The 23,223-nt window shown below is 67.5% G+C and carries 20 protein-coding genes; 12 read left to right on the forward strand and 8 right to left on the reverse strand.

Annotated elements, in window-relative coordinates:
- Positions 1–5 precede the first annotated feature (5 nt).
- Positions 6–545, reverse strand: coding sequence for a TRAP transporter small permease (locus EV640_RS05695; RefSeq protein WP_051501409.1), 540 nt, complete (start codon positions 543–545; stop codon positions 6–8).
- A 221-nt stretch (positions 546–766) separates the two neighbouring features.
- Here EV640_RS05695 and EV640_RS05700 point away from each other — a divergent pair, with 221 nt between their 5' ends.
- Complete coding sequence (locus EV640_RS05700) at positions 767–2,236, forward strand: dihydrolipoyl dehydrogenase family protein (protein ID WP_133726046.1); 1,470 nt, start codon at positions 767–769, stop codon at positions 2,234–2,236.
- On the opposite strand, the gene EV640_RS05705 is transcribed toward EV640_RS05700, so the two are convergent.
- Positions 2,233–3,726 carry a sodium/glutamate symporter gene (locus EV640_RS05705; RefSeq protein WP_133726047.1) on the reverse strand — a complete coding sequence of 498 codons (1,494 nt, stop codon included), beginning with the start codon at positions 3,724–3,726 and terminating at the stop codon, positions 2,233–2,235. The genes EV640_RS05700 and EV640_RS05705 overlap by 4 nt on opposite strands.
- 333 nt (positions 3,727–4,059) lie before the next feature.
- The gene (gene yczE, locus EV640_RS05710) at positions 4,060–4,749 is read right to left on the reverse strand and encodes a membrane protein YczE (RefSeq protein ID WP_235181097.1); all 690 of its coding nucleotides are present in this window, start codon (positions 4,747–4,749) and stop codon (positions 4,060–4,062) included.
- Between the two features lie 61 nt (positions 4,750–4,810).
- Here yczE and yczR point away from each other — a divergent pair, with 61 nt between their 5' ends.
- On the forward strand, positions 4,811–6,226 hold the full coding sequence (gene yczR, locus EV640_RS05715) for a MocR-like transcription factor YczR (RefSeq protein ID WP_036477272.1): 1,416 nt from the start codon (positions 4,811–4,813) through the stop codon (positions 6,224–6,226).
- 906 nt (positions 6,227–7,132) lie between these two features.
- Here the strand turns inward: yczR and EV640_RS05725 are convergent.
- Positions 7,133–8,920 (reverse strand): bifunctional sugar phosphate isomerase/epimerase/4-hydroxyphenylpyruvate dioxygenase family protein, encoded by a 1,788-nt coding sequence (locus tag EV640_RS05725; protein WP_133726049.1) that lies wholly within the window; start codon positions 8,918–8,920, stop codon positions 7,133–7,135.
- 148 nt (positions 8,921–9,068) lie between these two features.
- Here EV640_RS05725 and EV640_RS05730 point away from each other — a divergent pair, with 148 nt between their 5' ends.
- From EV640_RS05730 to EV640_RS05765, 8 genes are all read left to right on the forward strand, one after another.
- On the forward strand, positions 9,069–9,899 hold the full coding sequence (locus EV640_RS05730; RefSeq protein WP_051501408.1) for an IclR family transcriptional regulator domain-containing protein: 831 nt from the start codon (positions 9,069–9,071) through the stop codon (positions 9,897–9,899).
- 112 nt (positions 9,900–10,011) lie between these two features.
- Positions 10,012–11,226, forward strand: coding sequence for a thiolase family protein (locus EV640_RS05735; RefSeq protein WP_133726050.1), 1,215 nt, complete (start codon positions 10,012–10,014; stop codon positions 11,224–11,226).
- Between the two features lie 12 nt (positions 11,227–11,238).
- A complete protein-coding gene (locus EV640_RS05740; RefSeq protein WP_036477267.1) occupies positions 11,239–11,934 on the forward strand; it encodes a 3-oxoacid CoA-transferase subunit A in 696 nt (231 codons plus the stop codon).
- Positions 11,931–12,617: a 3-oxoacid CoA-transferase subunit B gene (locus EV640_RS05745; RefSeq protein ID WP_036477264.1), complete on the forward strand. Its 687-nt coding sequence runs from the start codon at positions 11,931–11,933 to the stop codon at positions 12,615–12,617. The genes EV640_RS05740 and EV640_RS05745 overlap by 4 nt, the downstream gene beginning before the upstream one ends.
- Before the next feature lie 193 nt (positions 12,618–12,810).
- Complete coding sequence (locus EV640_RS05750; protein WP_036477262.1) at positions 12,811–13,449, forward strand: 50S ribosomal protein L25/general stress protein Ctc; 639 nt, start codon at positions 12,811–12,813, stop codon at positions 13,447–13,449.
- A gap of 35 nt (positions 13,450–13,484) precedes the next feature.
- On the forward strand, positions 13,485–14,063 hold the full coding sequence (gene pth, locus EV640_RS05755) for an aminoacyl-tRNA hydrolase (protein WP_036477259.1): 579 nt from the start codon (positions 13,485–13,487) through the stop codon (positions 14,061–14,063).
- Between the two features lie 291 nt (positions 14,064–14,354).
- Positions 14,355–15,026 carry a BON domain-containing protein gene (locus EV640_RS05760; RefSeq protein ID WP_036477257.1) on the forward strand — a complete coding sequence of 224 codons (672 nt, stop codon included), beginning with the start codon at positions 14,355–14,357 and terminating at the stop codon, positions 15,024–15,026.
- A 103-nt stretch (positions 15,027–15,129) separates the two neighbouring features.
- Positions 15,130–15,417 carry a hypothetical protein gene (locus EV640_RS05765; RefSeq protein WP_036477253.1) on the forward strand — a complete coding sequence of 96 codons (288 nt, stop codon included), beginning with the start codon at positions 15,130–15,132 and terminating at the stop codon, positions 15,415–15,417.
- A 54-nt stretch (positions 15,418–15,471) separates the two neighbouring features.
- Here the strand turns inward: EV640_RS05765 and EV640_RS05770 are convergent, their stop codons facing one another.
- Entirely contained in the window at positions 15,472–15,975 is a 504-nt protein-coding gene (locus EV640_RS05770) for a DUF2505 domain-containing protein (protein WP_051501407.1), read from the reverse strand.
- A gap of 89 nt (positions 15,976–16,064) precedes the next feature.
- Here EV640_RS05770 and EV640_RS05775 point away from each other — a divergent pair, with 89 nt between their 5' ends.
- Positions 16,065–17,282: a calcium/sodium antiporter gene (locus EV640_RS05775; RefSeq protein ID WP_341802709.1), complete on the forward strand. Its 1,218-nt coding sequence runs from the start codon at positions 16,065–16,067 to the stop codon at positions 17,280–17,282.
- Between the two features lie 132 nt (positions 17,283–17,414).
- Positions 17,415–21,044 (forward strand): transcription-repair coupling factor, encoded by a 3,630-nt coding sequence (gene mfd, locus EV640_RS05780; protein ID WP_036477247.1) that lies wholly within the window; start codon positions 17,415–17,417, stop codon positions 21,042–21,044.
- Here mfd and EV640_RS05785 read toward each other — a convergent pair.
- From EV640_RS05785 to deoC, 3 genes are read right to left on the reverse strand one after another with little or no spacing between them, the layout of a single operon-like run.
- A complete protein-coding gene (locus EV640_RS05785; protein ID WP_051501406.1) occupies positions 21,011–22,108 on the reverse strand; it encodes an acyltransferase family protein in 1,098 nt (365 codons plus the stop codon). The genes mfd and EV640_RS05785 overlap by 34 nt on opposite strands.
- A gap of 19 nt (positions 22,109–22,127) precedes the next feature.
- Positions 22,128–22,448: a hypothetical protein gene (locus tag EV640_RS05790; RefSeq protein ID WP_051501405.1), complete on the reverse strand. Its 321-nt coding sequence runs from the start codon at positions 22,446–22,448 to the stop codon at positions 22,128–22,130.
- A 41-nt stretch (positions 22,449–22,489) separates the two neighbouring features.
- Positions 22,490–23,194, reverse strand: coding sequence for a deoxyribose-phosphate aldolase (gene deoC / locus EV640_RS05795; protein WP_084479702.1), 705 nt, complete (start codon positions 23,192–23,194; stop codon positions 22,490–22,492).
- Between the last annotated feature and the right edge of the window lie 29 nt (positions 23,195–23,223).

Here is a 23,223-nt window from a genome sequence, read left to right on the forward strand (position 1 = left end):
GAGTGTCACGAGCGGTCCTCCACGATGGCGGGCGTCAGTTCAGCGGTGGGCAGGATCGGGCCGTGCCGGGCGATCATGAAGGCGGCGACCAGGGAACGGACGACCGTGCTGAGCATCCCGGTGAGCACCGGGATGTAGACCAGTGCCATGGACATGCCCAACACGGGGGAGCGCAGCGCCCCCTGGGTCTGGACCAGCCCCCAGGCCTCCCGGGTCAGCCCGATCGCGATGACGGCGACGATGAGCAGCGAGGCGACCTGCACGGTGCGGATCAGGCGCGGCGCGGGCAGGGTGTCGACCACCTCGAGGGCGATGTGCCCACGCAGGGTGATCAGCACCCCGGCCACCGAGAAGGTCATCCATGCCAGCCCGAACCGGGAGATCTCACCGGTCCAGGCGATGCCCTCGAAAGAGGTGTAGCGCTGGGCGGCCTGGGTGAAGACGAGGACGAGGATCACGAGCAGCATCACGCCCGCGAAGCCGAGCTCGAGCCGCGTGAGCGTGTCCACCACTCTGCGGCTCAGGGGTTTCCTGGTGTCGGTCACGGGATTCCTTTGATCAAGAAAAGTGGCGCATGCCACATCGACTGGAATAAACGTACCGGTTCGTACATTAGGTGTCGAAGGTCACAGCCTCGGCTGGGTCCAGGCGTGATGAATAGAGCGCGTGGGTGTCGCGTTGAGCACTAGAACAACGCGCAGCGGCATCTCGTGCCGCCGGGCCGAGCAGCGACCGGAGAGCACTCCAGCCATCTCAAGGAGCAGTCATGGAATCCCAGGCAGAAGCACCGGATCAGCAGTCTTCGGCGGGCCAGGTCTACGACCTGATCGTCATCGGGGGAGGAGCCGTCGGTGAGAACGCCGCCGACCGCGCCGTTCAGGGGGGCCTCAGCGTGGTGATCGTGGAGGCCGAGCTCGTCGGTGGGGAGTGCTCCTACTGGGCATGCATGCCCTCGAAGGCGCTGCTGCGCTCGGCCCAGGCGCTGCGGGCCGCCCACGGAGTCTCCGGAGCCGCCCAGGCGGTGACCGGGGAGCTCGACGTCGACGCGGTGCTCTCCCGCCGCGACTCCTTCACCAGCGGGTGGAAGGACGAGGGGCAGGTGAGCTGGCTCGAGGGCGCTGGGATCGAGCTGCTCCGTGGTCATGCCCGGATCACGGGGCCCCGGCAGGTCAGCGTCACCTCGGCCGACGGCGGCGTCCAGACACTCACCGCTCGCCATGCGGTGGCCATCGCCAGCGGCTCCGCAGCGGCGATTCCACCCGTGACCGGCCTGCACGAGTCACATCCCTGGACCAGCCGCGAAGCTACCAGCGCGCAGCAGGTTCCTGGCCGCCTCGCCATCATCGGCGGGGGTGTGGTGGCAGTGGAGATGGCCACGGCGTATGCCTCCCTCGGCTCCGAGGTGACGCTGCTGGCGCGCAGCGGGCTGCTCGGCGGAATGGAGCCCTTCGCCGGGGAACTGGTCGGCGAGTCGCTGCAGGCCCAGGGGGTGAGCCTGCGGCTGAACACCTCGCCGGTGAGTGTCGCCCGCACCCGCGAGGGAGTGAGGCTGGAGACCTCGGCCGGTGACGCGCTGCACGTGGACGAGGCGCTCGCCGCCACGGGTCGCACCCCGCGCACCGGGGACCTGGGTCTGGAGAGCATCGGTCTGGAGTCGGGGAGCTGGATTCCGACCGATGACACCATGCGGGTCCCGGGGTTCGACTGGCTCTACGCCCTCGGCGATGTCACGCATCGGGCGCTGCTGACCCATCAGGGCAAGTACCAGGCCCGGGCGGCCGGGGACGTCATCGTCGCGCGTGCCCGGGGGGCCCAGATCGATGATGCCCCCTGGGGTGCACATGTCGCCACGGCAGATCACGCGGCCGTGCCTCAGGTGACCTTCACCGACCCGGAGGTCGCTACGGTCGGGCTCACCGCGGCGGAGGCCCGTGAGGCCGGATATGAGATCCGGGTGGTGGACCGCGAGCTGGGCGACGTCGCAGGTGCGGCACTGTATGCCGATGGGTACTCGGGCCGGGCGCGCATGATCGTCGATGAACAGCGTCGGGTGATCCTGGGGATGACCTTCCTGGGTCCCGACGTGGCTGAGCTGCTGCATGCCGCGACGATCGCGGTCAGTGCCGAGGTCCCGCTGGATCGTCTCTGGCACGCGGTCCCGGCCTATCCCACGATCAGCGAGGTCTGGCTGCGGCTGCTCGAGGCCTACGGCCGCCCCGCAAGGACGGGGACCTAGGCGTCGGATGGCTCCTGGGACGCCTTGGCCGCCTCCACGGAAGGGTCCTTCCACCTGCCCGAACGCACTCCGCGGAAGTAGATCCGGCCGACCACCAGGGAGGCGATGAACAACACGATCATCGGGATCAGGACGATATAGACATTGCCGGTGGCGACCATGATCGGGATCGCCAGGGCGGTGACCAGCCCGCCTCCGAAGAACGGCTCGAAGAACAGCTGCTTATAGCCGAAGGCCTCCAGGGCTGGGGACTCGTCGTAGGGATCGGCCACTCGCAGCAGCACCAGACCGGTGGCCGTGACGCCCATGGACTGGCCGAAGTCAGCGATGCCGCGCTCGAGCCAGAACTCCGGGATGATGCGTGGGGTGCAGATCAGCAGGATCGTGGTGCAGAACAGGATCCCCGCGACCGAGAGGATCAGGAAGGTCTCCCAGAAGTTCGCGATGACCTCCAAGGAGATGGTCGCCAGTGCGGCCACGATCAGGATGTCCAGGGCGAGCCCCTGGATGCGCTTCATCGTCTCGTGGTCGACCAGGTTGGTGTTATCGGTGCGATCCAGGATCAGCTGGATGATCACTCCACCGATCATCGCCAGCGGGAACAGCGGGACGTAGCCCAGCAGGGTCAGGCCCTCCTCGGAGAAGACCGATCCCGGCTGGCCCCAGAGCTGGTCCTCGACCCAGACCAGCCCTTCCAGGAGGAGCCACCCGATGATGATGGCCAGTCCCACGATGGCCACGTGCAGCGTCAGCGGTTCGATCGAGCTGGGACGCGCGGTCATCCGGCCGGTGGAGACGTTCTCCTTCTTGCTGTAGAGCCCGCGCAGTTCGGCCTTGGACTGCTTGGAGACGTTCTTGATCACTCGGGTCCGCCCGGTGCGCACGCCCCAGTTGATGACCGAGATGCCGATCAGGATGCCGAAGACGAGTCCCACAGTGGCGATGGCCAGGGCGAGGTCTGTGGCTTCTGGGATTCCCATGTCGTCGAAGGCGGGCTGCATGCCGGCCGCGGTGCCATGTCCACCCTCGAAAGCGATCTCGAGCAGCGCACCGAAGATCGGGTCCACCCCGAGCAGCGGAGAGAGCACCAGGAGTCCCAGCGTGATGCCTACGACGTACTGCCCGGAGCCGTAGGCCACTCCGATGGAGAGCTGCGGGCCGACCAGCTTTGCTGCCCGCACCGGGGACGGAATCCTCGATCCCAGGAACAAGGTGGCGAAGACCACTGAGATCAGCAGGCCGGGCAGTTCGGCCCAGACGTCGAAGATTCCAGTGGTCAGTAGGCCCCCGTCCTCCAACCAGCCCCAGCCCAGGGGCTCGCCGAGACGGCCCAAGACCTGGGGGCCGATGATGAGTCCGATGAAACCCGCGATGATGGCGCTGGGCAGCAGGAGCTTCTGAATGAATGGCACTTTGACCCGGACGTATTTGCCGATCAGCATCACTGCTGCCAGCAGCACGATCGCAAACCCGACGACCTCTGGACTCATCCGATACCCCTCTCCGAAGTGGACCGCCCAGGACGGCCGCACGTGTGAAGAGAAGCACACCACAATTCAGGCCCTGTGGCGAGGACCTGACCGGGCCCGGCTGATGAGGGGTTGGGTTCAGTTCCCGAGTCCTGCGGTGTTCCTGGCTTCACAGGTTGTGATCGGACATACGACCTGCGCCAGGATCATGGGACCGATGTCGAACGGTGCTGTCATCCAAGACTCTTCGCAAGAGGGCGTGCCTGGAGCACAGATCCATTCCCCTCCAGACGTTTCGAAGCACGTCGCTGCAGCTGCAGCTGGCGACGGGAAGGCGCTCCCGGGCCGGTGCAGTCATGCCCCCTTGAGTTCGCGGTCTTCATCGGCGAGGTCCGCACTCTTGGTCTGTGAGGATCGATCGGGGTGTGACGGTCCTGGGCTTTGGGTGCTTTGCTCGGGTGTGGGGATATGGAAGATGGGCAGTGCCAGGTGGACCAGCGGGCCGATGAGCAGGACCACGGCGACCGTTCCAACTCCGACAGGGCCACCAAGGAGCCAGCCGAGGAGAAGAACTGTGCCTTCGATCGCGGTGCGCACGAACCAGATGGGCAATCCGAAGCGGCGGTGCATTCCAGTCATGAGCCCGTCTCTGGGCCCGGGTCCGTATTGCGCACCGATGTAGAGCCCGCTCGCCACGGCGAGGAGGATCAGGCCGCCGGCAAACAACAGGATGCGTGCCCATAGGGTCTCGGGTTCCCGGAGGACCGCCAGGCCGACCTCCGCACTGGGGCCTACGAGGAGGACATTGAGGATGGTGCCGACTCCGGGCTTCTGCCGAAGCGGGATCCACAGCAGCAGCACGATCAGGCCGATGATGTTGGTCATGACGCCGAAAGGGAGGCCTGTCTGCAGCGCGGAGCCTAGACCCAGGACGTCCCAGGGCGAGACGCCGAGGGTGGCTCTGATCATCATCGCGAGCGAGAACCCGTAGAGGAACAACCCGATCAAGAGTTGGGTGCTGCGCCACGCGCTGAGAAGACTCATGAGAGAAGTTCACCAGCCGATTGGCATTACGACAAGATGCCAATTGTGGCAGGGTGGACTGATGATGGTTCTCACTGCTCGCCGGTTGGCCGCTGAGCTCGGTGCCTGGCGCGTGGCCGGGCCCGCCTATAGCGCGCTCGCGGATCGCATCAGGCTTCTCACCCTGGATGGACGGATTCCGCTCGGCACGCGGCTGCCCGCGGAACGTGAGCTTGCCTCCGAGCTGGGGGTGAGCCGCACGACCGTCGCCGCGGCCTATGCGCGTCTTCGAGAGGCTGGGTACCTCCACAGCACCCGTGGATCGGGCAGCGTGGTCGCGATTCCGGGACGTTTTAGCCCGGTGGAGGACGTCGAGGCGCGCACCACCACCACTCTCGACTTCAGCAAGGCCGCGCTCCCCGCGGCCCCGCAGGTCGGGGAGGCCTCGCTGCGAGCCGCCCGAGCGTTGCCGGCCTACTTGAGCGGCACGGGCTATGATCCACTCGGGCTGCCACGACTCCGCCAGGCGCTGGCCGAACGGTACACGGCTAAAGGCCTACCGACCGACCCTGAGAACATCATGGTGACGCTGGGTGCCCAGCATGCGATCTCACTGATCACCAAGACCTTCCTGTCCCGTGCAGATACCGCTCTGGTGGAGGCTCCGAGCTACCCCCACGCCTACGACGCCTTGGGACTCGCTGCTCGCAAACTCGTGACCGTCACGGTCGACCCTCGACGGGGCTGGGACGATCACGGGCTCATGCAGGCTTTCCGCAGCGCGAATCCGGCGCTCGCGTATGTCATGCCAGATTTCCACAACCCCACGGGCGCCGTCATGCCGGCTTGCCAGCGCGAGCTGCTCATGGACCTCGCCACCCGCCACGACTCGCTGGTGGTCGCAGATGAGACGACGGCGGACCTGCGTATCGACGGGGCCGCGGGAGCGCCGCTGGCGGCGTATGGGCCGGCGATTCTTGTGGGGTCTATGGGCAAGACGGTGTGGGGAGGGCTGAGGATCGGGTGGATCCGCGCGCAGCCCGAGAAGATCAGACGACTCGAGCAAGCACGATACGCCCAGGACCTGGGCACCCCGATCCTCGAACAGCTCATCGCCCTTGAGCTGCTCGGGCAGTACGACGAGATCCTGCGCTTCCGGACCGTTCAGCTCACCGAGGGGCGCGATCACGTCGAGCACCTGCTCCGAGCGAACTTCCCCCAGTGGGAGGTGCCGCACGTCGCGGGTGGGCTGTGCACCTGGGTCAACATCGGAGAACCTGTCAGTTCTCAGCTCGCCCTGGCGGCGCGCGACGGCGGCCTCCCCATCGGTGCCGGCCCACGGTTCGGACTCGGGGGAGCCTTCGAGCGCTTCCTCCGCTTCCCACTCAGCTACCCCGCGGAGGAGACCAGCCTTGCGGTGGAGATCTTGGCCGAGGCCTGGCGCCGCGTGGACCAAAGCCGCGCGGTGGGAACAGAGTTCAAGCCTGCCCTGGTCTGAGGTGCGGCTGAGAGCTTCACTGCTCGCAACTCGACGACGTGGCCGAAACGATGAATCAGACAGAGTTGCCGGAATGCCGCCGTCTGCCGCTGTCATCCACAGGTCCTCTGTGCTGGAAGGGGCCGAACTTGCGAGGACGAAGAAGTCGACCTTAGAAGGGTTCAAGCCGTGGGTGAAAACCTCAATACAGTCGGGTCCTACGCCGACGACTCCTACATTGGAAGCAGGAACAGCTCCGTCGGAGCCTCTTGAAAAATGCCGCCCAGGAGCACCTTGCACACCGTCCGATACAGGTCAGGTCACCCGCAGGAGTGTCGATCCCAGCGGCGCGAGACCAGGCTCACCAACCGGCGCCGTCAGCCATGCACCGCCTGTCGAGGTGCGTCGAGGATACTGAGGATTCCACAGTGGTCGGCGCGGCTGCGCGTGTGGGTCTTCTTCGTCGTGTGCCGATCGGCGGCTAGGTGGCTAGGTGGCCGAAGGGTCTGCCCGCCGAAACGTCAGGGACCATGGTTGCTTCCCTCTGGTCAGCTGCTCCCACCCGTCTCGGGCCAGATCGTCTCGCAGCTCATCCAACGCGGCGGTGAGTCCCGGTGCCCACTGCTCCTGGGGAGGGATGGAGTTGGTTGACCCTGCCACAGGGAACGTGGAGCTCTTGTACCGCGTTTCACCATTGACCTGACCCACAAAGCGCTGTTGCGTGCTTCCGGACTGTGAGGCCAAGACGGTCAGCAGTCCGGCCCACCATGAGGTGTCCCCGACGTTCTCCAGGACCACGGTCAGCGTCTCTGTTCCAGGAGTCATCCACCCATGGTTGTGCTGCAGCCTTGAGGCGTAAAGGCTCGCCGTCCACTCAACCCCACCAGCACCGCCCTGGCTCACTCCTCTAGTCGCGGCATCCGTACCTCAGCGAAGGGGTCGTAGCTGGCGGCGCTGGGCTGCCAGGCGGACCGGGGCATTGGCCGCGCCGTAGCCGTCGTAGGTCCCCGTGCGCTGGACCATCTCCAGGAAGAGCCCCCCGATCGTGGGGGTGTAGAAGTGGATGAACTCGCCGTCGGCGTCTCGGTCATAGAGCAGGTTCAGCGTCTTCAGCTGGGACAAGTAGTCCTCATCCAGCCCGAAGCGGGCGTGGAGATCGGCGTAATAGTTGTCCGGGATGGACAGGAAGCGCAGTCCGCGCTCCTGCGCTCGGCGCGCCAGTTCAAGGATGTCCGTGCAGGTCACCGCGATGTGACGCGGGGGCAGCGGGGCAGTGGGTGGGGCCAGGTTCAGCGGCAGCCGCACCGTGGCATCGGCGGTGCGCATGACCTGGCTGCGCACCAGGCCCTGTGGGCTGGGCACGTTCTCCGGGGTCTGCGCCTGCAGCCCGAGCACGCTGTGGAAGAAGAGCACCGTCTCTTCGAACTCATGCCAGCGGTAGGACAGGTTGATGTGATCCACCGCGTGGCTGGACTCCACGGCAGCCTGCCCACCCTCGAACTCGGTGACCCAGGTGTCTTCAGCCGGCGCATCGTTGAAGTAGATGACCGTCCCGTCCGGGGCGCCGAGGGCTCGGAGCTCGTGGTCCCCGGCGTAGGTGCGGCGGAACACCACCGGCGCGCCCAGCGCAGCTCCGCGGGCAAGGGCCTGGCCGGCGTCGTCGACCAGCAGTCCGATCGCTGAGAGGTGCGGTGCCGGTTGCTGGCTCTGCTCATTGAGGATGATCCGGGTGGAGCCCAGGGTCCACAGGCGCACCTGTTTCGTGCGGTGTTTGCCGCGGAAGGTGAAGCCGAGCTGGTCCAGGGTCTCATCCGCCGCCCCGAGATCGGATCCGGTGATCTCCACGAAGTCCACGCTGCGCGGGCTCTGCGCGGAGGGGAGCCGGTCGGTGCTCCACCCATTGGCTGCCGAGGCGCGGTCCGCCAGCCAGGTCAGCGACCGTCGTGCATGGGCGGCGGTGCTGGTGACATCGGTCTGCCGAAAGGTGTCGTTGAAGACCTCGAGTGAGAGCGGACCTGTGTAGCCGGCCTTGAGCACATGGGTCAGGAAGCCGCTGAGGTCGAAGGAGCCTTCGCCGGGGAACAGTCGGTGATGCCTGCTCCAGGAGAGCACGTCCATATCGAGCTGCGGTGCGTCGGCAAGCTGGAGGAAGAAGATCTTCTCCCCGTCGATGTGCTCGATCTCCGCCGGGTCGTGGCCGCGGGCCAGGATGTGGAAGCTGTCCAGGCAGGTGCCGAGATTCGGGCGGTCGGCGAGCTGGACCAGCCGCCAGGCGTGTCGGTAGTCGTTGACGTAGCGGCCCCAGGCCAGTGCCTCATAGGCGATCCGGATTCCGTAGCCGGCGGCGAGGTCGGCCAGCGCGGCCAGTTGTTGGGCGACCACCGCGTCGTCGTCGACGGTGGCCGTGCCGGCGTTGCTGCACACCAGGATGGTCTCCGCGCCCAGGCGGTTCATCAGCTGGAACTTCGCCTCGGCGCGGCGCAGGTTCTCCGCGAGCAGCTCTTCGCTGACGCCTTCGAAGTCGCGGAAGGGCTGGAACAGGTCGATGCGCAGCCCCAGGCGCTGGCACAGCGCGCGAATCTCTTCCGGAGATTCGTAGGAGACCGTGAGGTCGGTGTCCATGATCTCGACGCCGTCGAACCCCGCATCGGCACAGGCCTGCAGCTTGTCGGTGAGACTTCCGGAGAGGCAGACGGTGGCGATTGAGGTGCGCATAGCGGCAATGTACCAAACATTACATTGCGCGGTCAGCGTTGAGAGGCGGATTCAGCGTGCATTCTGACCCGAGAACCGCGTCAACCACTCGGAGAATCCGCCCCTCAGCGAAGGGAGGGGAGGTTCAGCGGATGGATAGGATCACTGCATGGATCAGGAGCCCCCCGCGCAGCCCGGCGTCAATCGCAACGAGTTCGTTCGATCACTCTCGACCGGGCTCCGGGTCCTTGAGTCCTTCTCCGCCACGGAGCCCAGGCTGACGCTCTCCGATGTCGCCCGGCGCGCCGAGATCAGCCGGGCCACCGCACGGCGCATGCTGCTCACCCTGGTCCATGAGGGTTACGCCTATACCGATGGCCGGTTCTTCGAGCTCACGCCCAAGGTGCTCGGGCTCGGGCAGGGCTACTGGTCCGGGCGCGGCTGGCATGAGCTGCTGCAGCCCTCGCTCGGTGAGCTCTCCGGGAAGCTCGGCGAATCCTGCTCGGCGGCGCTGCTTCTCGGCGATGAGGTGATGTATGTCTGCCGGGTGCACACCCGCCGGATCATGCGGATCGACCTCGGACTGGGTACCAAGCTGCCGGCGTTGGCCACCTCGATGGGGCGGGTGCTGCTCGCCGGGCTGGGGGAGGAGGCGCTCGAGGAGCGTCTGCGCACCGCAGACCATCGGGCCTACACCTCGCGCACCGTCACCGACCCGACCCGGCTGCGCGAGATCATCGCGGAGGTCCGCGCCACAGGCTATGCGGTGGTCGATGAAGAGCTCGAGGACGGGCTGCGCTCGGTGGCGGTTCCGGTCCGCGACGCCGCCGGGAACACCGTGCTCGCGCTGAATACCTCGCTCTCGGCCGGCAGGGAGTCCGCTCAGGAGTCCTTGGCTCGGACGCTGCCTGATCTGCAGCGCTGCGCCGCGGCGGTGGAGGACCTGATCCGATCCCTGGGTGAGGACGTCCGTCGGCTCACCGTGCCCCAGGGCCTCTGACCCGCACCTCTGGAAAAACCAGGAAGCGCCGACTATGCTTCCTGGTACATAGCGCACACATGTTTGCATAGCGAACATAGGTGTGGCTTCGTCCAGGGATCAGGGAGCTCATATGCAGGACGTCTTCGTCTATCAGGGTCTTCGGACCCCCTTCGGCAAGGTCGGCGGGGCCCTGGCCGGTCAGCGTCCGGATGACCTCGCCGCGCTGGTGATCTCCGAACTGGTGGCACAGGCCCCCGGGCTGACCCCGGAGAACGCCGGGGAGGTCGTCGGGGAAGTGGTCTTCGGCAACGCCAACGGCGCCGGCGAGGAGAACCGCAATGTGGCGCGCATGGCCTGGCTGCTCGCGAAGCTGCCGGTCCACGTGCCCGCCACCACGATCAACCGACTCTGCGGATCCTCCCTGGACGCCGCGATCTCCGGGGCTCGGCAGATCGCGCTGGGGGAGACCGATGTGATCCTCGCCGGCGGTGTGGAATCCATGTCGCGGGCTCCCTGGGTGCTGCCCAAGACCGAACGCCCCTTCCCGATGGCCAACCTCGAGCTGGCCAACACCACACTGGGCTGGCGGCTGATCAACGAGCGCATGCCCAAGGAGTGGACCGTCTCGCTCGGGGAGGCCACCGAGCAGCTGCGCGAGCGCCACGGTATCGGCCGCGAACGGCAGGACGCCTTCGCGGCCCGCTCCCATGAGCTTGCCGCCCGCGCCTGGGCCCAGGGCCACCTCGCCGACCTCACCGTGGCCGTGCCCGGCGTGGACCTGGACACCGATGAGACCATCCGGGCCGGTGTCACGAGTGAGAAGCTCGCCGGGCTGCGGACGGTCTTCCGCTCCGAGAACGGCACCGTCACCGCCGGCAATGCCTCCCCGATGAACGACGGCGCCTCCGCCGTCTGGCTCGGATCCGCGGCCGGCGGAGAGAAGCTGGGCCTGACCCCACAGGTGCGGATCGCCGGCTGGGCCGCCGCCGCCAATGAGCCGCAGTACTTCGGCTACGCCCCGGTTGATGCCAGCAACAAGGCGCTGGCCCGGGCCGGGATCGGCTGGGCCGAGGTCGGTGCGGTGGAGCTCAATGAAGCGTTCGCCGCGCAGTCCCTGGCCGGCCTCGACGCCTGGGATATCGACCCGGAGATCGTCAACGCCTGGGGCGGCGCCATCGCGATCGGCCATCCGCTGGGCGCTTCGGGCACCCGTGTGCTGGCCACTCTGGCGAAGCGGATGCAGCTCAGCGGCGAACGCTGGGGCGTGGCAACACTGTGCATCGGCGTGGGTCAGGGCCTCGCCGTCGTGCTGGAGAACGCAACCACCCATCCCACCCAGAACTAGAGGGAAGAATCGATGACTGAATTCGTAGACACCGCCGCCGAGGCCGTCGCCGGCGTGCGCGACGGCGCCACGGTGCTGCTCGGCGGCTTCGGCAACGCCGGGCAGCCCATGGAGCTCATCGACGCGCTCCTGGACTCCGGCACCACCGACCTGACCGTCGTGAGCAACAATGCCGGGCAGGGGGACCGCGGTCTCGCGCTGCTGATCAAGGAGCGTCGGGTGCGCAAGGTGATCTGCTCCTTCCCGAGGCAGTCGGACTCCTGGCACTTCGATGCGGCATACCGCGCCGGGGAGCTCGAGCTGGAGCTGGTGCCGCAGGGCAACCTCGCCGAGCGGCTGCGCGCCGCCGGTGCCGGCATCGGCGCCTTCTTCACCCCCACCGGCTATGGCACAAGCCTTGCCGAGGGTAAGGAGACCCGCGAGATCGAGGGCCGGAACTACGTGCTGGAACACCCGATCCGCGGCGACGTCGCGCTGATCAAGGCGCTCAAAGCCGACGACGTCGGCAACCTGGTCTTCCGCAAGACCGCCCGGAACTTCGGCCCGGTGATGGCCGCCGCCGCCTCGCATACGGTCGTCCAGGTCGCGGAGCTGGTGCCGAGCGGCTCCCTTGATCCGGAGAATGTCGTCACCCCGGGCATCTACGTGGACACGGTGACGGCCCTGACTCCGCGCACCAGCCAGACCCAGGAAGTGAAGGAAGCATGAGCAGCCAGAACAGCACCGCCAGCCAGATGGGCCAGCAGCCGCTCTCCCGCGAAGACCTCGCGAAGCTCGTCGCGGCCGACATCGCGCCCGGCTCCTACGTGAACCTCGGGATCGGCCAGCCCACCAAGGTCTCCGACTACCTCACGCCCGAGCAGCAGGTCACCCTGCACACCGAGAACGGGATGCTCGGCATGGGCCCGCAGGCCCACGGTGAGGACATCGACGAGGAGCTGATCAATGCCGGGAAGATCCCGGTCACCGAACTCCCCGGCGCCAGCTACTTCCACCACGCCGATTCCTTCGCGATGATGCGCGGCGGACATCTCGACGTCTGCGTCCTGGGCGCCTTCCAGGTCTCGACGGGCGGGGACCTGGCCAACTGGTCCACCGGTGCGCCGGACGCCATTCCGGCTGTGGGTGGAGCCATGGATCTCGCCATCGGGGCCAAAGAGGTCTTCGTGATGATGTCGCTGTTCGCCAAGGACGGGACGCCCAAGATCGTGGCCGACTGCAGCTACCCGGTGACCGGGCTGGGCTGCGTGAGTCGGGTCTACACCGATCACGGGGTCTTCTTGATCGAGGCGCGGGACGGCGGGCCCCGGCTGGTGCTGCGCGAGGCCTACGGGATCGCACCCGAGGAGCTGGTGAAGCGGTTCGACTTCCCGGTGGTGATCGCCGGCTAGCCAGCTGGTATAGTCATCAGCTGTGCCCAGGCGAGGGGGCGACATCTGCGGATCGATCCGTGAGACGTCAGCCCCGTGATCGACGAGGCGAACTTGCAGGAGAACATCACCGCTGCTCATGCGCGGAGAGCCTGGAATTCACTTGTCGTTGGTGCCTGGATCAATACGAATCCAACCAACGAAGGACAACACCATGGCTGACAAGATTGTCATTCCCGCCACGAAGCGCACCGAGTTCGGCAAGGGCGCAGCCCGCAAGGCCCGCCGCGACGACCTGATCCCGGCAGTGGTCTACGGCCACGGCGAAGACCCCATCCACGTCGTGCTCCCCGGTCACCAGACCCACCTGGCAGTGCGTAACCCCAACGCGCTGATCACCCTGGACATCGAGGGCACCGAGCAGCTGGTGATCCCCAAGGCCATCCAGCGCGACATCATCAAGCGCTCGATCGACCACATGGACCTGCTCACCGTGCGTCGCGGCGAGAAGGTCGTCGTCGACGTCTACGTCGAGGTCACCGGCGAGCCGGCAGTCGGCTTCGAGTGGATCCTGGAGCAGGCCACCGTCTCCGTCGAGGCCGAGGCGACCCACCTGCCCGAGCACGTCACCGTGGACATCACAGACCGCGACGAGAACGCCCTCCCGGAGCACATCGCGCTGCCCAAGGGTGTCACGCTGGCACTGAGCGACATGGAGTCCCCGGTCGTCTCCATCCACGAGCCCGTCGAGCAGGACCTGGGCGAGGAGGAAGAGACCACCGAGGACGAGGCCGCTGAGGGCGAGACCGCCGAAGGCGAGTCCGAGGAGAACGCCGAAGGCGAAGACAGCTGAACAACCTCACGCTGAGACTCCACTAGGCTCGAAGCATGGCTTCAGAGACGTGGTTGGTAGCGGGACTCGGGAACCCCGGGTCCCGCTATCGTCATACCCGGCACAATATCGGGCATATGGTGCTCGAGGAACTCCTCGACCGCATGGACGCGAAATACACGCGGACCAAGGTCGGGGCCAAGGCCGTGGCGGCTCGATTGGGTCCCGGCGGACCCAAGGTGGTCTTCGCGATCTCCGAGGGCTACATGAACCTCTCCGGGAAACCGGTGCGCGGACTGATGGACTACTTCTCCGTCCCTACGCAGAACCTGATCGTGGTCCACGATGAGCTCGACCTGGACTTCGGCCGAGCCAAGCTCAAGCGCGGCGGCTCCGAAGGCGGGCATAACGGGTTGAAGTCCATCACCACCCACCTCGGCGGCGACCGCGACTACCTGCGCGTGCGCGCCGGAGTGGGCAGGCCCCCGGGACGCATGGACAGCGCGGACTACGTGCTGCAGAAGTTCAGCGCCGCCGAGCAGAAGGAGCTGGGGATCTTCATCTCCCGCCTGGCCGATGCGGTGGAGCTGCTGGTCTCCGATGGACTGCCGGCCGCGCAGAACGCCGTGCACTGATCCTGACCCCTGGGCCCGGACCCCTTGCACTGACCGTGGTCACTGGCTCTGAGCATGACCGTGCGCCCTGACCCCTTGCACTGACCGACGGCGTCCCGCCCGTGCCCAGCCCCGGGGCGACAGATTCGAGCTCACGCCGCGGGTTTCCACAGCTGGTTTCCACAGCTGAGGCGAACCGCTTGCGCAACGCCGGGAACCTCTGTAGGACCTAAGGCCCTACATCTGGCACGCCGAGCGGGAGAGGCTGGTCACAGCTCGTCAGACGGCGAGCAGCGACGAGGAGGCCCGCCTGTGATTATTGCTACCAGAACGCGTTCAGACCACAAGATCCACTCGCTGGTCCTCGCCGAACTCGACTGGACTCCTGATCTCGACGCCTCGGAGATCCAGGTCGAGGTGGAGGCGTCTGTCGTCACGCTCTCGGGGGCGGTGGGGGATTACTTCGAACTCCTCGCGGCCTCGCGCGCCATGCGCCGGGTCCACGGCATCGCGGGCGTGACGAACCACCTCATCGTGAACCCACGGTCGGCCAAATGGGTCACCGACGCCGACATCGCCCGGGTCGCGGAACGCGCACTGACCTGGTCTGCGAACATCCCGGCCAGCGTGCGGCCACAGGTGGACTCCGGGTGCATCACGCTCACCGGGCAGGTCGACTGGCACTTCCAACGTGATGCCGCCGAGCGGGCCGTGGAGAACATTCGCGGGGTCCGGTCGGTGCTCAACGAGATCAGGCTGATCTCCCGCCCAGGCGCCGAAGACGCCGCAGAACGCATCCGCACCGCGCTGTTTCGCAACCCACAGGTCGACGCCAGCCATATCAACGTCACCGTGGTCGAGAACACGGCGGTGCTCACCGGCTATGTCACCACCCTGGCGCAGAAGAACCAGGCCGGGGCGGCCACCTGGTCCTCCCCGGACGTCACCCAGGTCGACAATCGGATCAACGTTCGACCCTACTGAGCGGCACGCGGCCGGGCCGCGGGAGCCGGTCGATCCCGATCGAGGACGGTCATCCGAAGCGCTGACCGATCTCAGTTCCACAGAACCACAGCGCAGGGGGCGCATGATGTTCGATTGGCTCTATCTCTGGAATCTGATCTGGTCCTTCTTCCTGATCCTATCCCTGGTCTTCGTGCCGGCCTTCATGGTGCTCGTCTACTTCATCACCCGGGAGTCCAGGGCGCAGGAGACCCTCGCGCAGACCCGCAGGCCTGCCCGAGGATCCTCTGAGAAGAACACCGCAGCGACCACGGGTGTGGTCGGTGCGCCGTCGATCCCGCCGCTCGCGCGGCCCTCGATCCCGCCGCTGGGTCGTCGCGCCGCCCGCCACCAGGGCAGGAGGGCCGCGTGACGCCCGCAGCAGGTGCAGGCGCGCTTCGGCCCGTCGGCCACAGCGGCAGCCGGATCAGCTGCGGCTGGAGATCCAGGCGCTGACCTCGCGGGCCTGCAGGTCCACGAACTTGCGCATATACGGCTCCGCGGCTGCCTTGATCTTCTTGCCCACGATCGGGATGCTGACGTTGACGTCGCCACGGACCGTGGAGAGCGTCTCGGTGGCCCCGCGCACATGCAGGTTCTGCGCGGACTGCGCGGAGACCGGAGCCGAGGAGATCTTCACCGCAGTGTCGGCCCGGCGTGAACCCGCGGCGTCGGGTGCGCCCCAGGAGTGGGTCACGTGCACGCTGACCTCGCCCTTGATGACCTTCTTGGCGATCTCCGGCAGCTTCTCGGCCGACATCGACTGCTCGGTGATGATCTCGAAGGGACCCTCCAGCGGACCGACGACCTCGAAGCTCACCAGCTTCGCACCGACCTTCTTCGAGAGGTGCTCATTGAAGTCTCGATCGGCGTAGGCCTTGATGATGTCCTGCGCGCTGTGCGGAATCACGAGCTCTGATTCAAGTGCCACTGGTGGTCTCCTCGTTGACGTCTTGCTGAAGGCGTTCGGCGACGGCGGTCACGGAACTTTCCCATTGTAAAGTTGCGCGAGTGACCATCATGACTCTTCTCCTGCTCCTGGGCGGTTTCGTCCTGCTCGTCGGCGGTGGCGAGGCCCTGGTTCGAGGGGCTGCCTCGCTGGGCCGCACCGTCGGCCTGTCCTCCCTGATCGTCGGCCTGACCGTGGTCTCCTCCGCCACCTCGGCCCCCGAGCTGGCCGTGAGCACCGGCGCCGCGCTCAGCGGCTCACCCGGACTCGCCCTGGGCAACGTCGTGGGCAGCAACATCGCCAACATCCTCTTCGTCCTCGGACTCACCGCGATCTTCGGGGCGCTGGTGGTCAAGGTCCAGCTGATCAAGGTCGACATCCCGATCATGATCGGGTTCTCCGTGATCGCGCTGCTGATGGCGCTCGACGGCGGCGTCAGCACCCTTGAAGGCTCCGTGCTGGTGGGGCTGCTGGTGGTCTACCTCGCGGTCACCGTGGTGCTCGCCCGGCGTCAGACACGACGCGAGCAGGCCGCTTCGAGCGAGCAGGCCATCTCGAGCCAACAGGGCACGCTCGACGTCGACCGGGCGGTCGGCGGCGGCTCGGTGAAGCTGACCAAGGGGCTGCGCACCACGAAGCGGCGCTCGATCATGGTGGACCTGGGGCTGCTCGCCGTGGGCATCGCGCTGCTCGTGGTCGGCGCACAGATGCTGGTCTCGGCGGCGAGCAGCATCGCGCTGTCCCTGGGGGTCAGCGACCTGATCATCGGGCTGACCATCGTGGCCATCGGCACCTCGCTGCCGGAGCTCGCCACCAGCGTCATCGCGGCGCTGCGCGGAGAACGTGACATGGCGGTGGGTAACCTGGTGGGCAGCAACATCTTCAACATCGGTGCGGTCCTCGGGCTGACCTCGATCATCTCTCCCGAGGGGGTGGAGGTCGCCTCCGCCGCCGTGAACTTCGACCTGCCGGTGATGATCGCCACCGCGATGGTCCTGCTTCCGCTGGCGTTCACCGCCCAGGCGATCGGACGCTGGGAGGGACTGGTCCTGGTGACGTTCTACAGCGCGTATGTGGTCTACCTGGTGCTCTACGCCGCCGGTCACGCCGCGCTGCAGCCCTTCAGCTCCGCGATGCTCTGGTTCGTGCTGCCGATCACCGCGCTCTGGATCACCGCCCTGGTCGGCTACGAGATCGGGGTGCTGCGCACCCGCCGCGCGGCCCGGACCGGGAAGCTCCCGGGCGGCGGGTCATCCGCGGAGGAGCCCGGCAGGACCGGGGCACCCTAGCCGGATCAGCGAGTATCCTGTGGGAGGCCCGAACTCACGAATCTCCCACCGCGCCGAAACCCCACCGCGCCGAAAACCCCGCCCGCGGATCTCCGGCATCGTCCTGTATGCGAAATGAGGCGTCACTCTTCTATGGCTCTGTCAGGTCTGCGCGCAGCGCTCACGGCGAACTCCTCCTATAAGCGGGTCGCCGCGGCCGCCGCCCACCCGGCAGGGGAGCGCACCGAGGAGCTGCAGATCGCCTCGACCACCGGGCTGCGTCCCGCGCTGATCGCGGAGATCGCCACCACGCTGCGCCGCACCAGCTCCACCGGCACGCTGCTGGCCGTCACGGCCACGGACCGCGAGGCGGATGAGCTGGCCACCTCGCTCGCCGCCTACGCCCCTGACGCCGCCGTGGCGCACTTCCCCTCCTGGGAGACCCTGCCCCACGAGCGGCTCTCCCCACGTTCCGACACTGTCGGACGCCGGCTCGGGGTGCTGCGCCGGCTCGCCCACCCGGATCAGGCCGGAGGGGTGCTCGACGTCGTCGTCGCCCCGGTCCGCGCGGTGGTGCAGCCGCTGGTCGCCGGGCTGGGCGACCTCGCGCCGGTGCGGCTGAAGGTCGGTGAGTTCGCGGACTTCGACCAGACCGTCGCGCAGCTCGCCGACGCCGCCTACTCCAGGGTGGACATGGTCACCCGGCGCGGCGAGTTCGCCGTGCGCGGCGGGATCCTCGACGTCTTCCCGCCCACCGAGCCGCATCCGGTGCGCATCGAGTTCTTCGGCGACGAGGTCGAACAGATGCGCTGGTTCGCCGTGGCCGATCAACGCTCGCTGGACACCGAGTCCACCGAGCACCCCGAGGTGCTCGACGCCGCCCCCTGCCGCGAACTGCTGATCACCGAGGCCGTGAAGGCCCGCGCCAAGGAGCTCATCGCGCAGATGCCGCACGCCGCGGATCTGCTCACCAAGCTCGCGGAGGGGATCGCGGCCGAGGGCATGGAGTCCCTGGCTCCGGTGCTGGTGCCCGAGATGGTGCCCTTCGTGGACCAGCTGCCCGCCGGTTCGCTCACCGTGGTGATCGAACCCGAGAAGACCCGTGGACGCGCCCATGACCTGGCCGCCACCAACGAGGAGTTCCTCGCCGCCGCGTGGTCCGCAGCCCCCGACGGCGCGGCCGCACCGTTGGACCTCAGCGGCACCCAGATCGGCAGCGAGCAGCAGGGCCTGGCCTCTGGGGGCTTCGCCAGCCTCGCTGAGACCCGGGACGCCTCGATCGCCCACGGGGCCGGCTGGTGGTCGATGACCTCGCTGGGACTGGACGAGGAGCTGGAACAGGACGCCGACATCGTCTCGATCGCCTCCCGCGAGCCGATCGGCTACCGCGGCAGCGTCGAAGACGTGATGACCTTCCTGGGCGAGCGGGCCAAGGCGAACTGGTCCGTGGTGGTCACCACCGCCGCCGCCGGTTCCGCCCAGCGGGTCCAGGAGCTGCTCAACGAGCACGAGGTGCCCTGCGTCCGGGTCGAGACCCTGGACCAGCCCCCGGCCCAGGGCACGATCACAATCTCCACCGCGAACGTCTCCGAGGGCTTCGCCGTGGACCCGCTGCAGCTGGCGCTGCTCACCGAGTCGGAGATGCTCGGCCGCGCGATCCGGCAGGACTCCGGCTCCGCCCGGAAGGTCCCGGCCCGGCGTCGTCGTCACGTGGTGGACCCGCTGGCGCTGAAGCCCGGAGACTATGTGGTCCACGAGCAGCACGGCATCGGGCAGTTCGTGGAGCTGATCCAGCGCAAGGTCGGCTCCCCGCAGGCGATCAAGGCCGGCACCGCGGGCATCCGCGAGTACCTGGTCCTTGAGTACGCCGCCTCCAAGCGCGGCGGCGCCAAGGACCGGCTGATGGTCCCCACCGACCAGCTGGACCAGGTCTCGCAGTATGTCGGCGGAGAGGCGCCCTCGCTCTCCAAGATGGGCGGCAGCGACTGGTCCCAGACCAAGCGCAAGGCCAAGAAGGCGGTCAAGGAGATCGCCGGCGAGCTGATCAGGCTCTACGCGGCACGCATGGCCTCGCGCGGGTTTTCCTTCGGCCCCGACACACCCTGGCAGTCGGAGCTGGAGGACGCCTTCCCGTATGCCGAGACCCCGGACCAGCTCACCGCCACCGATGAGGTCAAGGCCGATATGCAGCGCGAGATCCCGATGGACCGGCTGATCTCCGGCGACGTGGGCTACGGCAAGACCGAGATCGCGATCCGCGCCGCGTTCAAGGCGGTGCAGGACGGCAAGCAGGTCGCCGTGCTGGTGCCCACCACACTTCTGGTCTCCCAGCACTACGAGACCTTCACCGAGCGCTACGCCGGGTTCCCGGTGCGGGTGGCCCCGCTCTCGCGGTTCCAGACCGCCAAGGAGTCCAAGGAGACGATGGCGGGTCTGCGCGAGGGCAGCGTGGACATCGTCATCGGCACCCACCGGCTGCTCTCCAAGGAGGTCGACTTCCACGACCTGGGCCTGGTGATCATCGACGAGGAGCAGCGCTTCGGCGTCGAGCACAAGGAACAGCTCAAGAAGATGCGCACCAACGTGGACGTGCTGGCCATGTCCGCCACCCCGATCCCGCGCACCCTGGAGATGTCCATGGCCGGGATCCGGGAGACCTCCACGCTGGCCACTCCGCCGGAGGAGCGGCACCCGGTGCTCACCTATGTCGGGCCCTACACCGATAAGCAGGTCTCGGCCGCGATCCGCCGCGAGCTGATGCGCGAGGGCCAGGTCTTCTTCGTGCACAACCGGGTCGCCTCCATCGACGCCACCGCCGCGAGGATCCGCGAGCTGGTCCCCGAGGCACGCGTGGAGGTCGCCCACGGTCAGATGAGCGAGACCCGGCTGGAGCAGATCATCCAGGACTTCTGGGAGAAGCGCTTCGACGTGCTGGTCTCCACCACGATCATCGAGACCGGCCTGGACATCTCCAACGCCAACACCCTGATCGTGGACCGGGCCTCCACCTACGGGCTCTCGCAGCTGCACCAGCTGCGCGGACGCGTCGGGCGTTCCCGAGAGCGGGCCTACGCCTACTTCCTCTACCCGGCGGAGAAGCCGCTGGGCGAGGTGGCTCTGGAGCGGCTGCGCGCGGTGGCGGCGAACAACGAGCTCGGTGCCGGCTTGCAGCTGGCCATGAAGGACCTCGAGATCCGCGGCGCCGGCAACATGCTGGGCGGGGAACAGTCCGGGCACATCGCCGGGGTCGGCTTCGACCTGTACCTGCGCCTGGTCGGTGAGGCGGTGGCCGACTATCGCGGGGACACCGAGGAGACCTTCACCGAGGTCAAGATCGAGCTTCCGATCAACGCCCACCTGCCCCACGACTATGTTCCGGGGGAGCGGCTGCGCCTGGAGGGCTACCGCAAGCTCGCCGCGGCGGACACCGAGGAGAAGATCGCCGAGGTCATCACCGAATGGCAGGACCGCTACGGCGACCTGCCCGACCCGGTGACCAACATCGTGGAGGTGGCCCGGTTCCGCAACCGCGCCCGGGCCGCGGGCATCCACGACGTCGGCACCCAGGGTCAGTCCATCCGGTTCGCCCCGGTGGCCGAGCTCGCGGAGTCCAAGGCGATGCGTCTGGAGCGGATGTATCCGGGCAGTCAGCACAAGGTCACCATGAAGCAGGTGCTGATCCCCAAGCCCAAGACCAGCGGGATCACCGGCGTGGAGCTCACCGACGGGGAGCTGCTGGCCTGGCTGAATCAGGTCTTCGAGGCGATCTTCCCGCCGGTCTGAGCCGCGCCGGGGCGGCGCAGCGCCGACCGCGGCAGTCCGTTGAGCGGCAGCGCCAGCGGGGTGCGGTTGACGATCGTGCCCAGCGCCCAGCAGATACCCAGCGCGATCACGGTGCGCAGCACCGGGTTCTCCAGATCGAAGAGGCGCAGCAGCAGATAGAGCACCAGCGCGTGCGAGAAGACCACGAAGGTCGCGGTCTGCACCAGCTCAGAGATGACCAGGCCCAGGACGCGCCCGCGCCGCGGCTGGTGCGAGGGATCCGCCCGCTGCGGCTGCTGGCCGCCGAGCAGCGCATTGACCGCGGTGGAGAAGAGCAGCACCAGGCCTATGCTGATCAGCACCGAGACTGCGGGGGAGAGCAGGAATGTGCCGAAGCCAGACCATTTGATGTTCATCGTCGGCACGCCGCTGGCCACGGCGCCGAAGCCTATGCCCAGGCAGAGCAGCCCCCACCAGGGTTTGGCCGGCAGGCCCTGCCCGCGCGGTGAGCGCATGAAACGGCCGAACCAGTGTCCGGCCAGCATGAAGGCCATACAGGCCGGCACCAGACCGATCCCCAGCGGGGTGTAGGCCATGGCGGAGTCGGGCAGCTGAGCCAGGGCGAACCCGGAGACACCGACGAGCACCCCGACCCACCAGGGCAGGGCGAGCACCGCGCGCAGCAGCAGCGCGGCGAAGAAGAGCACCGAGATGAACCAGAAGGCCAGGAACGGCATATCGGTGCGGGCCCCGCCGATGAAGGCACCGCTGATGGTGCCGGGTTCGAAGGGCCAGGGGGTGTGCGCCATCGCCAAGACAGCGGAGCTGAGCAGCAGCAGCCAGACGAGGTAGGGCAGCGCCAGGCTCTTGCTGCGGGCCTGCAGCTCCCCGGTGAGGCTGCGCGAGGTGGAGAAGAAGAACCCGGCCAGGAAGAAGAACAGCGGCATCCGCCAGATCTGCAGGTACTCGGCTCCGGGCATCCCGGCCCAGGCATGCCCGATGACCACCGCGGCGACCGAGATGACCCGCAACAGGTCGATCCCGAGATTCCGAGCGCGCACGGGTCGCAGTGCCGAGGTGGTCATCACGGTCCGGGCGGGGAGATCAGCGGACGTGCGGCTCCGCAGCCGACTCTCGTGAGGAGCTGGCCCGTGAGGCCATGGCGTCGAGCGGCTCGCCGTGCTCACCGTGGAGGTCCTGCATGTCCAGGGAGTCCGAGCGGCCGATGATCTCCTTGGCGGCGTAGAACGAGCCGGTGTACAGCAGGATGAAGATAATCCCCGGCAGCCACACCTGATCCAGATCCCAGAAGTACAGCGCGACGATCGATCCTACGAGCATGAAGAAGACCGCGAGGAACGCGACGAAGTTCCCCACGAAGTTCCCCTGGCCCGAATAGGCCTTGACCTTACCGTTGCTGATCATGTGCTCCCCTTAGGTGCGGTGCGGTCTGCGCGACGCCCATCTCAGTAACCGCCGGCAGCACCCGATGTGCTGGAATCTCTAGGCTCCACGATATCAAGAGAGGAGCTCGCTCCGATGCGTGTGGCGCCGGCGGCCACCATCGCGGCCGCGTCGTCATAGCTGCGCACGCCGCCGGAGGCCTTGATGCCCAGTCGACCGCCGACCAGGGAGTGCATCAGCGTGATGTCCGCGAGCGTGGCGCCGCCCCCGCCGAAGCCGGTGGAGGTCTTTACGAAATCCGCACCGGCGGCTTCTGCGGCCCGGCAGACCAGCTCCTTCGCGGACTCCTCCAACAGTGCCGTCTCCAGGATCACCTTCAGGATCGCGCCGCCGGCATGGGCGGCGTCGGCCAGCGCCCGGATCTGCGCCTCGACGTAGCTGTGGTCACCGGCGTTGGCCGCGGCGATGTCCACCACCATATCGACCTCCTGGGCGCCGAGCTGGACCGCTTCCACGGTCTCGGCGAGCTTCGACGCGGTGGTGGAGGCTCCCAGCGGGAAGCCGACCACGGTGCAGGTCTTGACCTCGGTGCCGGCGAGCTCTGCGGCGACCAGCGGCACCCACCGCGGGTTGATGCAGACCGCGGCGAAGCCATGGGTGCGCGCCTCATCGACGATCCGCCGGATGGTGGCCTCATCGGTGTCGGGCTTCAGGGCGGTGTGATCGATCAGCGGGGCCATCTCGGCGGGGGTGGGGGTGTGGCTCACGGGCGTGCTCCTCAAGGGTCAGCGGGAAG

The organism is Nesterenkonia aurantiaca (assembly GCF_004364585.1).
Lineage (GTDB): Bacteria > Actinomycetota > Actinomycetes > Actinomycetales > Micrococcaceae > Nesterenkonia > Nesterenkonia aurantiaca.

Coding starts and splice junctions, on each gene's coding strand:
- EV640_RS05750 (WP_036477262.1), top strand. CDS start 12,811: ATGGCTGACAAGATTGTCATTCCCGCCACGAAGCGCACCGAGTTCGGC.
- EV640_RS05740 (WP_036477267.1), top strand. CDS start 11,239: ATGACTGAATTCGTAGACACCGCCGCCGAGGCCGTCGCCGGCGTGCGC.
- pth (WP_036477259.1), top strand. CDS start 13,485: ATGGCTTCAGAGACGTGGTTGGTAGCGGGACTCGGGAACCCCGGGTCC.
- EV640_RS05790 (WP_051501405.1), bottom strand. CDS start 22,448: ATGATCAGCAACGGTAAGGTCAAGGCCTATTCGGGCCAGGGGAACTTC.
- EV640_RS05785 (WP_051501406.1), bottom strand. CDS start 22,108: ATGACCACCTCGGCACTGCGACCCGTGCGCGCTCGGAATCTCGGGATC.
- EV640_RS05700 (WP_133726046.1), top strand. CDS start 767: ATGGAATCCCAGGCAGAAGCACCGGATCAGCAGTCTTCGGCGGGCCAG.
- EV640_RS05735 (WP_133726050.1), top strand. CDS start 10,012: ATGCAGGACGTCTTCGTCTATCAGGGTCTTCGGACCCCCTTCGGCAAG.
- EV640_RS05765 (WP_036477253.1), top strand. CDS start 15,130: ATGATGTTCGATTGGCTCTATCTCTGGAATCTGATCTGGTCCTTCTTC.
- EV640_RS05725 (WP_133726049.1), bottom strand. CDS start 8,920: ATGCGCACCTCAATCGCCACCGTCTGCCTCTCCGGAAGTCTCACCGAC.
- yczE (WP_235181097.1), bottom strand. CDS start 4,749: ATGAGTCTTCTCAGCGCGTGGCGCAGCACCCAACTCTTGATCGGGTTG.
- EV640_RS05775 (WP_341802709.1), top strand. CDS start 16,065: ATGACTCTTCTCCTGCTCCTGGGCGGTTTCGTCCTGCTCGTCGGCGGT.
- yczR (WP_036477272.1), top strand. CDS start 4,811: ATGATGGTTCTCACTGCTCGCCGGTTGGCCGCTGAGCTCGGTGCCTGG.
- EV640_RS05745 (WP_036477264.1), top strand. CDS start 11,931: ATGAGCAGCCAGAACAGCACCGCCAGCCAGATGGGCCAGCAGCCGCTC.
- EV640_RS05730 (WP_051501408.1), top strand. CDS start 9,069: ATGGATCAGGAGCCCCCCGCGCAGCCCGGCGTCAATCGCAACGAGTTC.
- EV640_RS05705 (WP_133726047.1), bottom strand. CDS start 3,726: ATGAGTCCAGAGGTCGTCGGGTTTGCGATCGTGCTGCTGGCAGCAGTG.
- mfd (WP_036477247.1), top strand. CDS start 17,415: ATGGCTCTGTCAGGTCTGCGCGCAGCGCTCACGGCGAACTCCTCCTAT.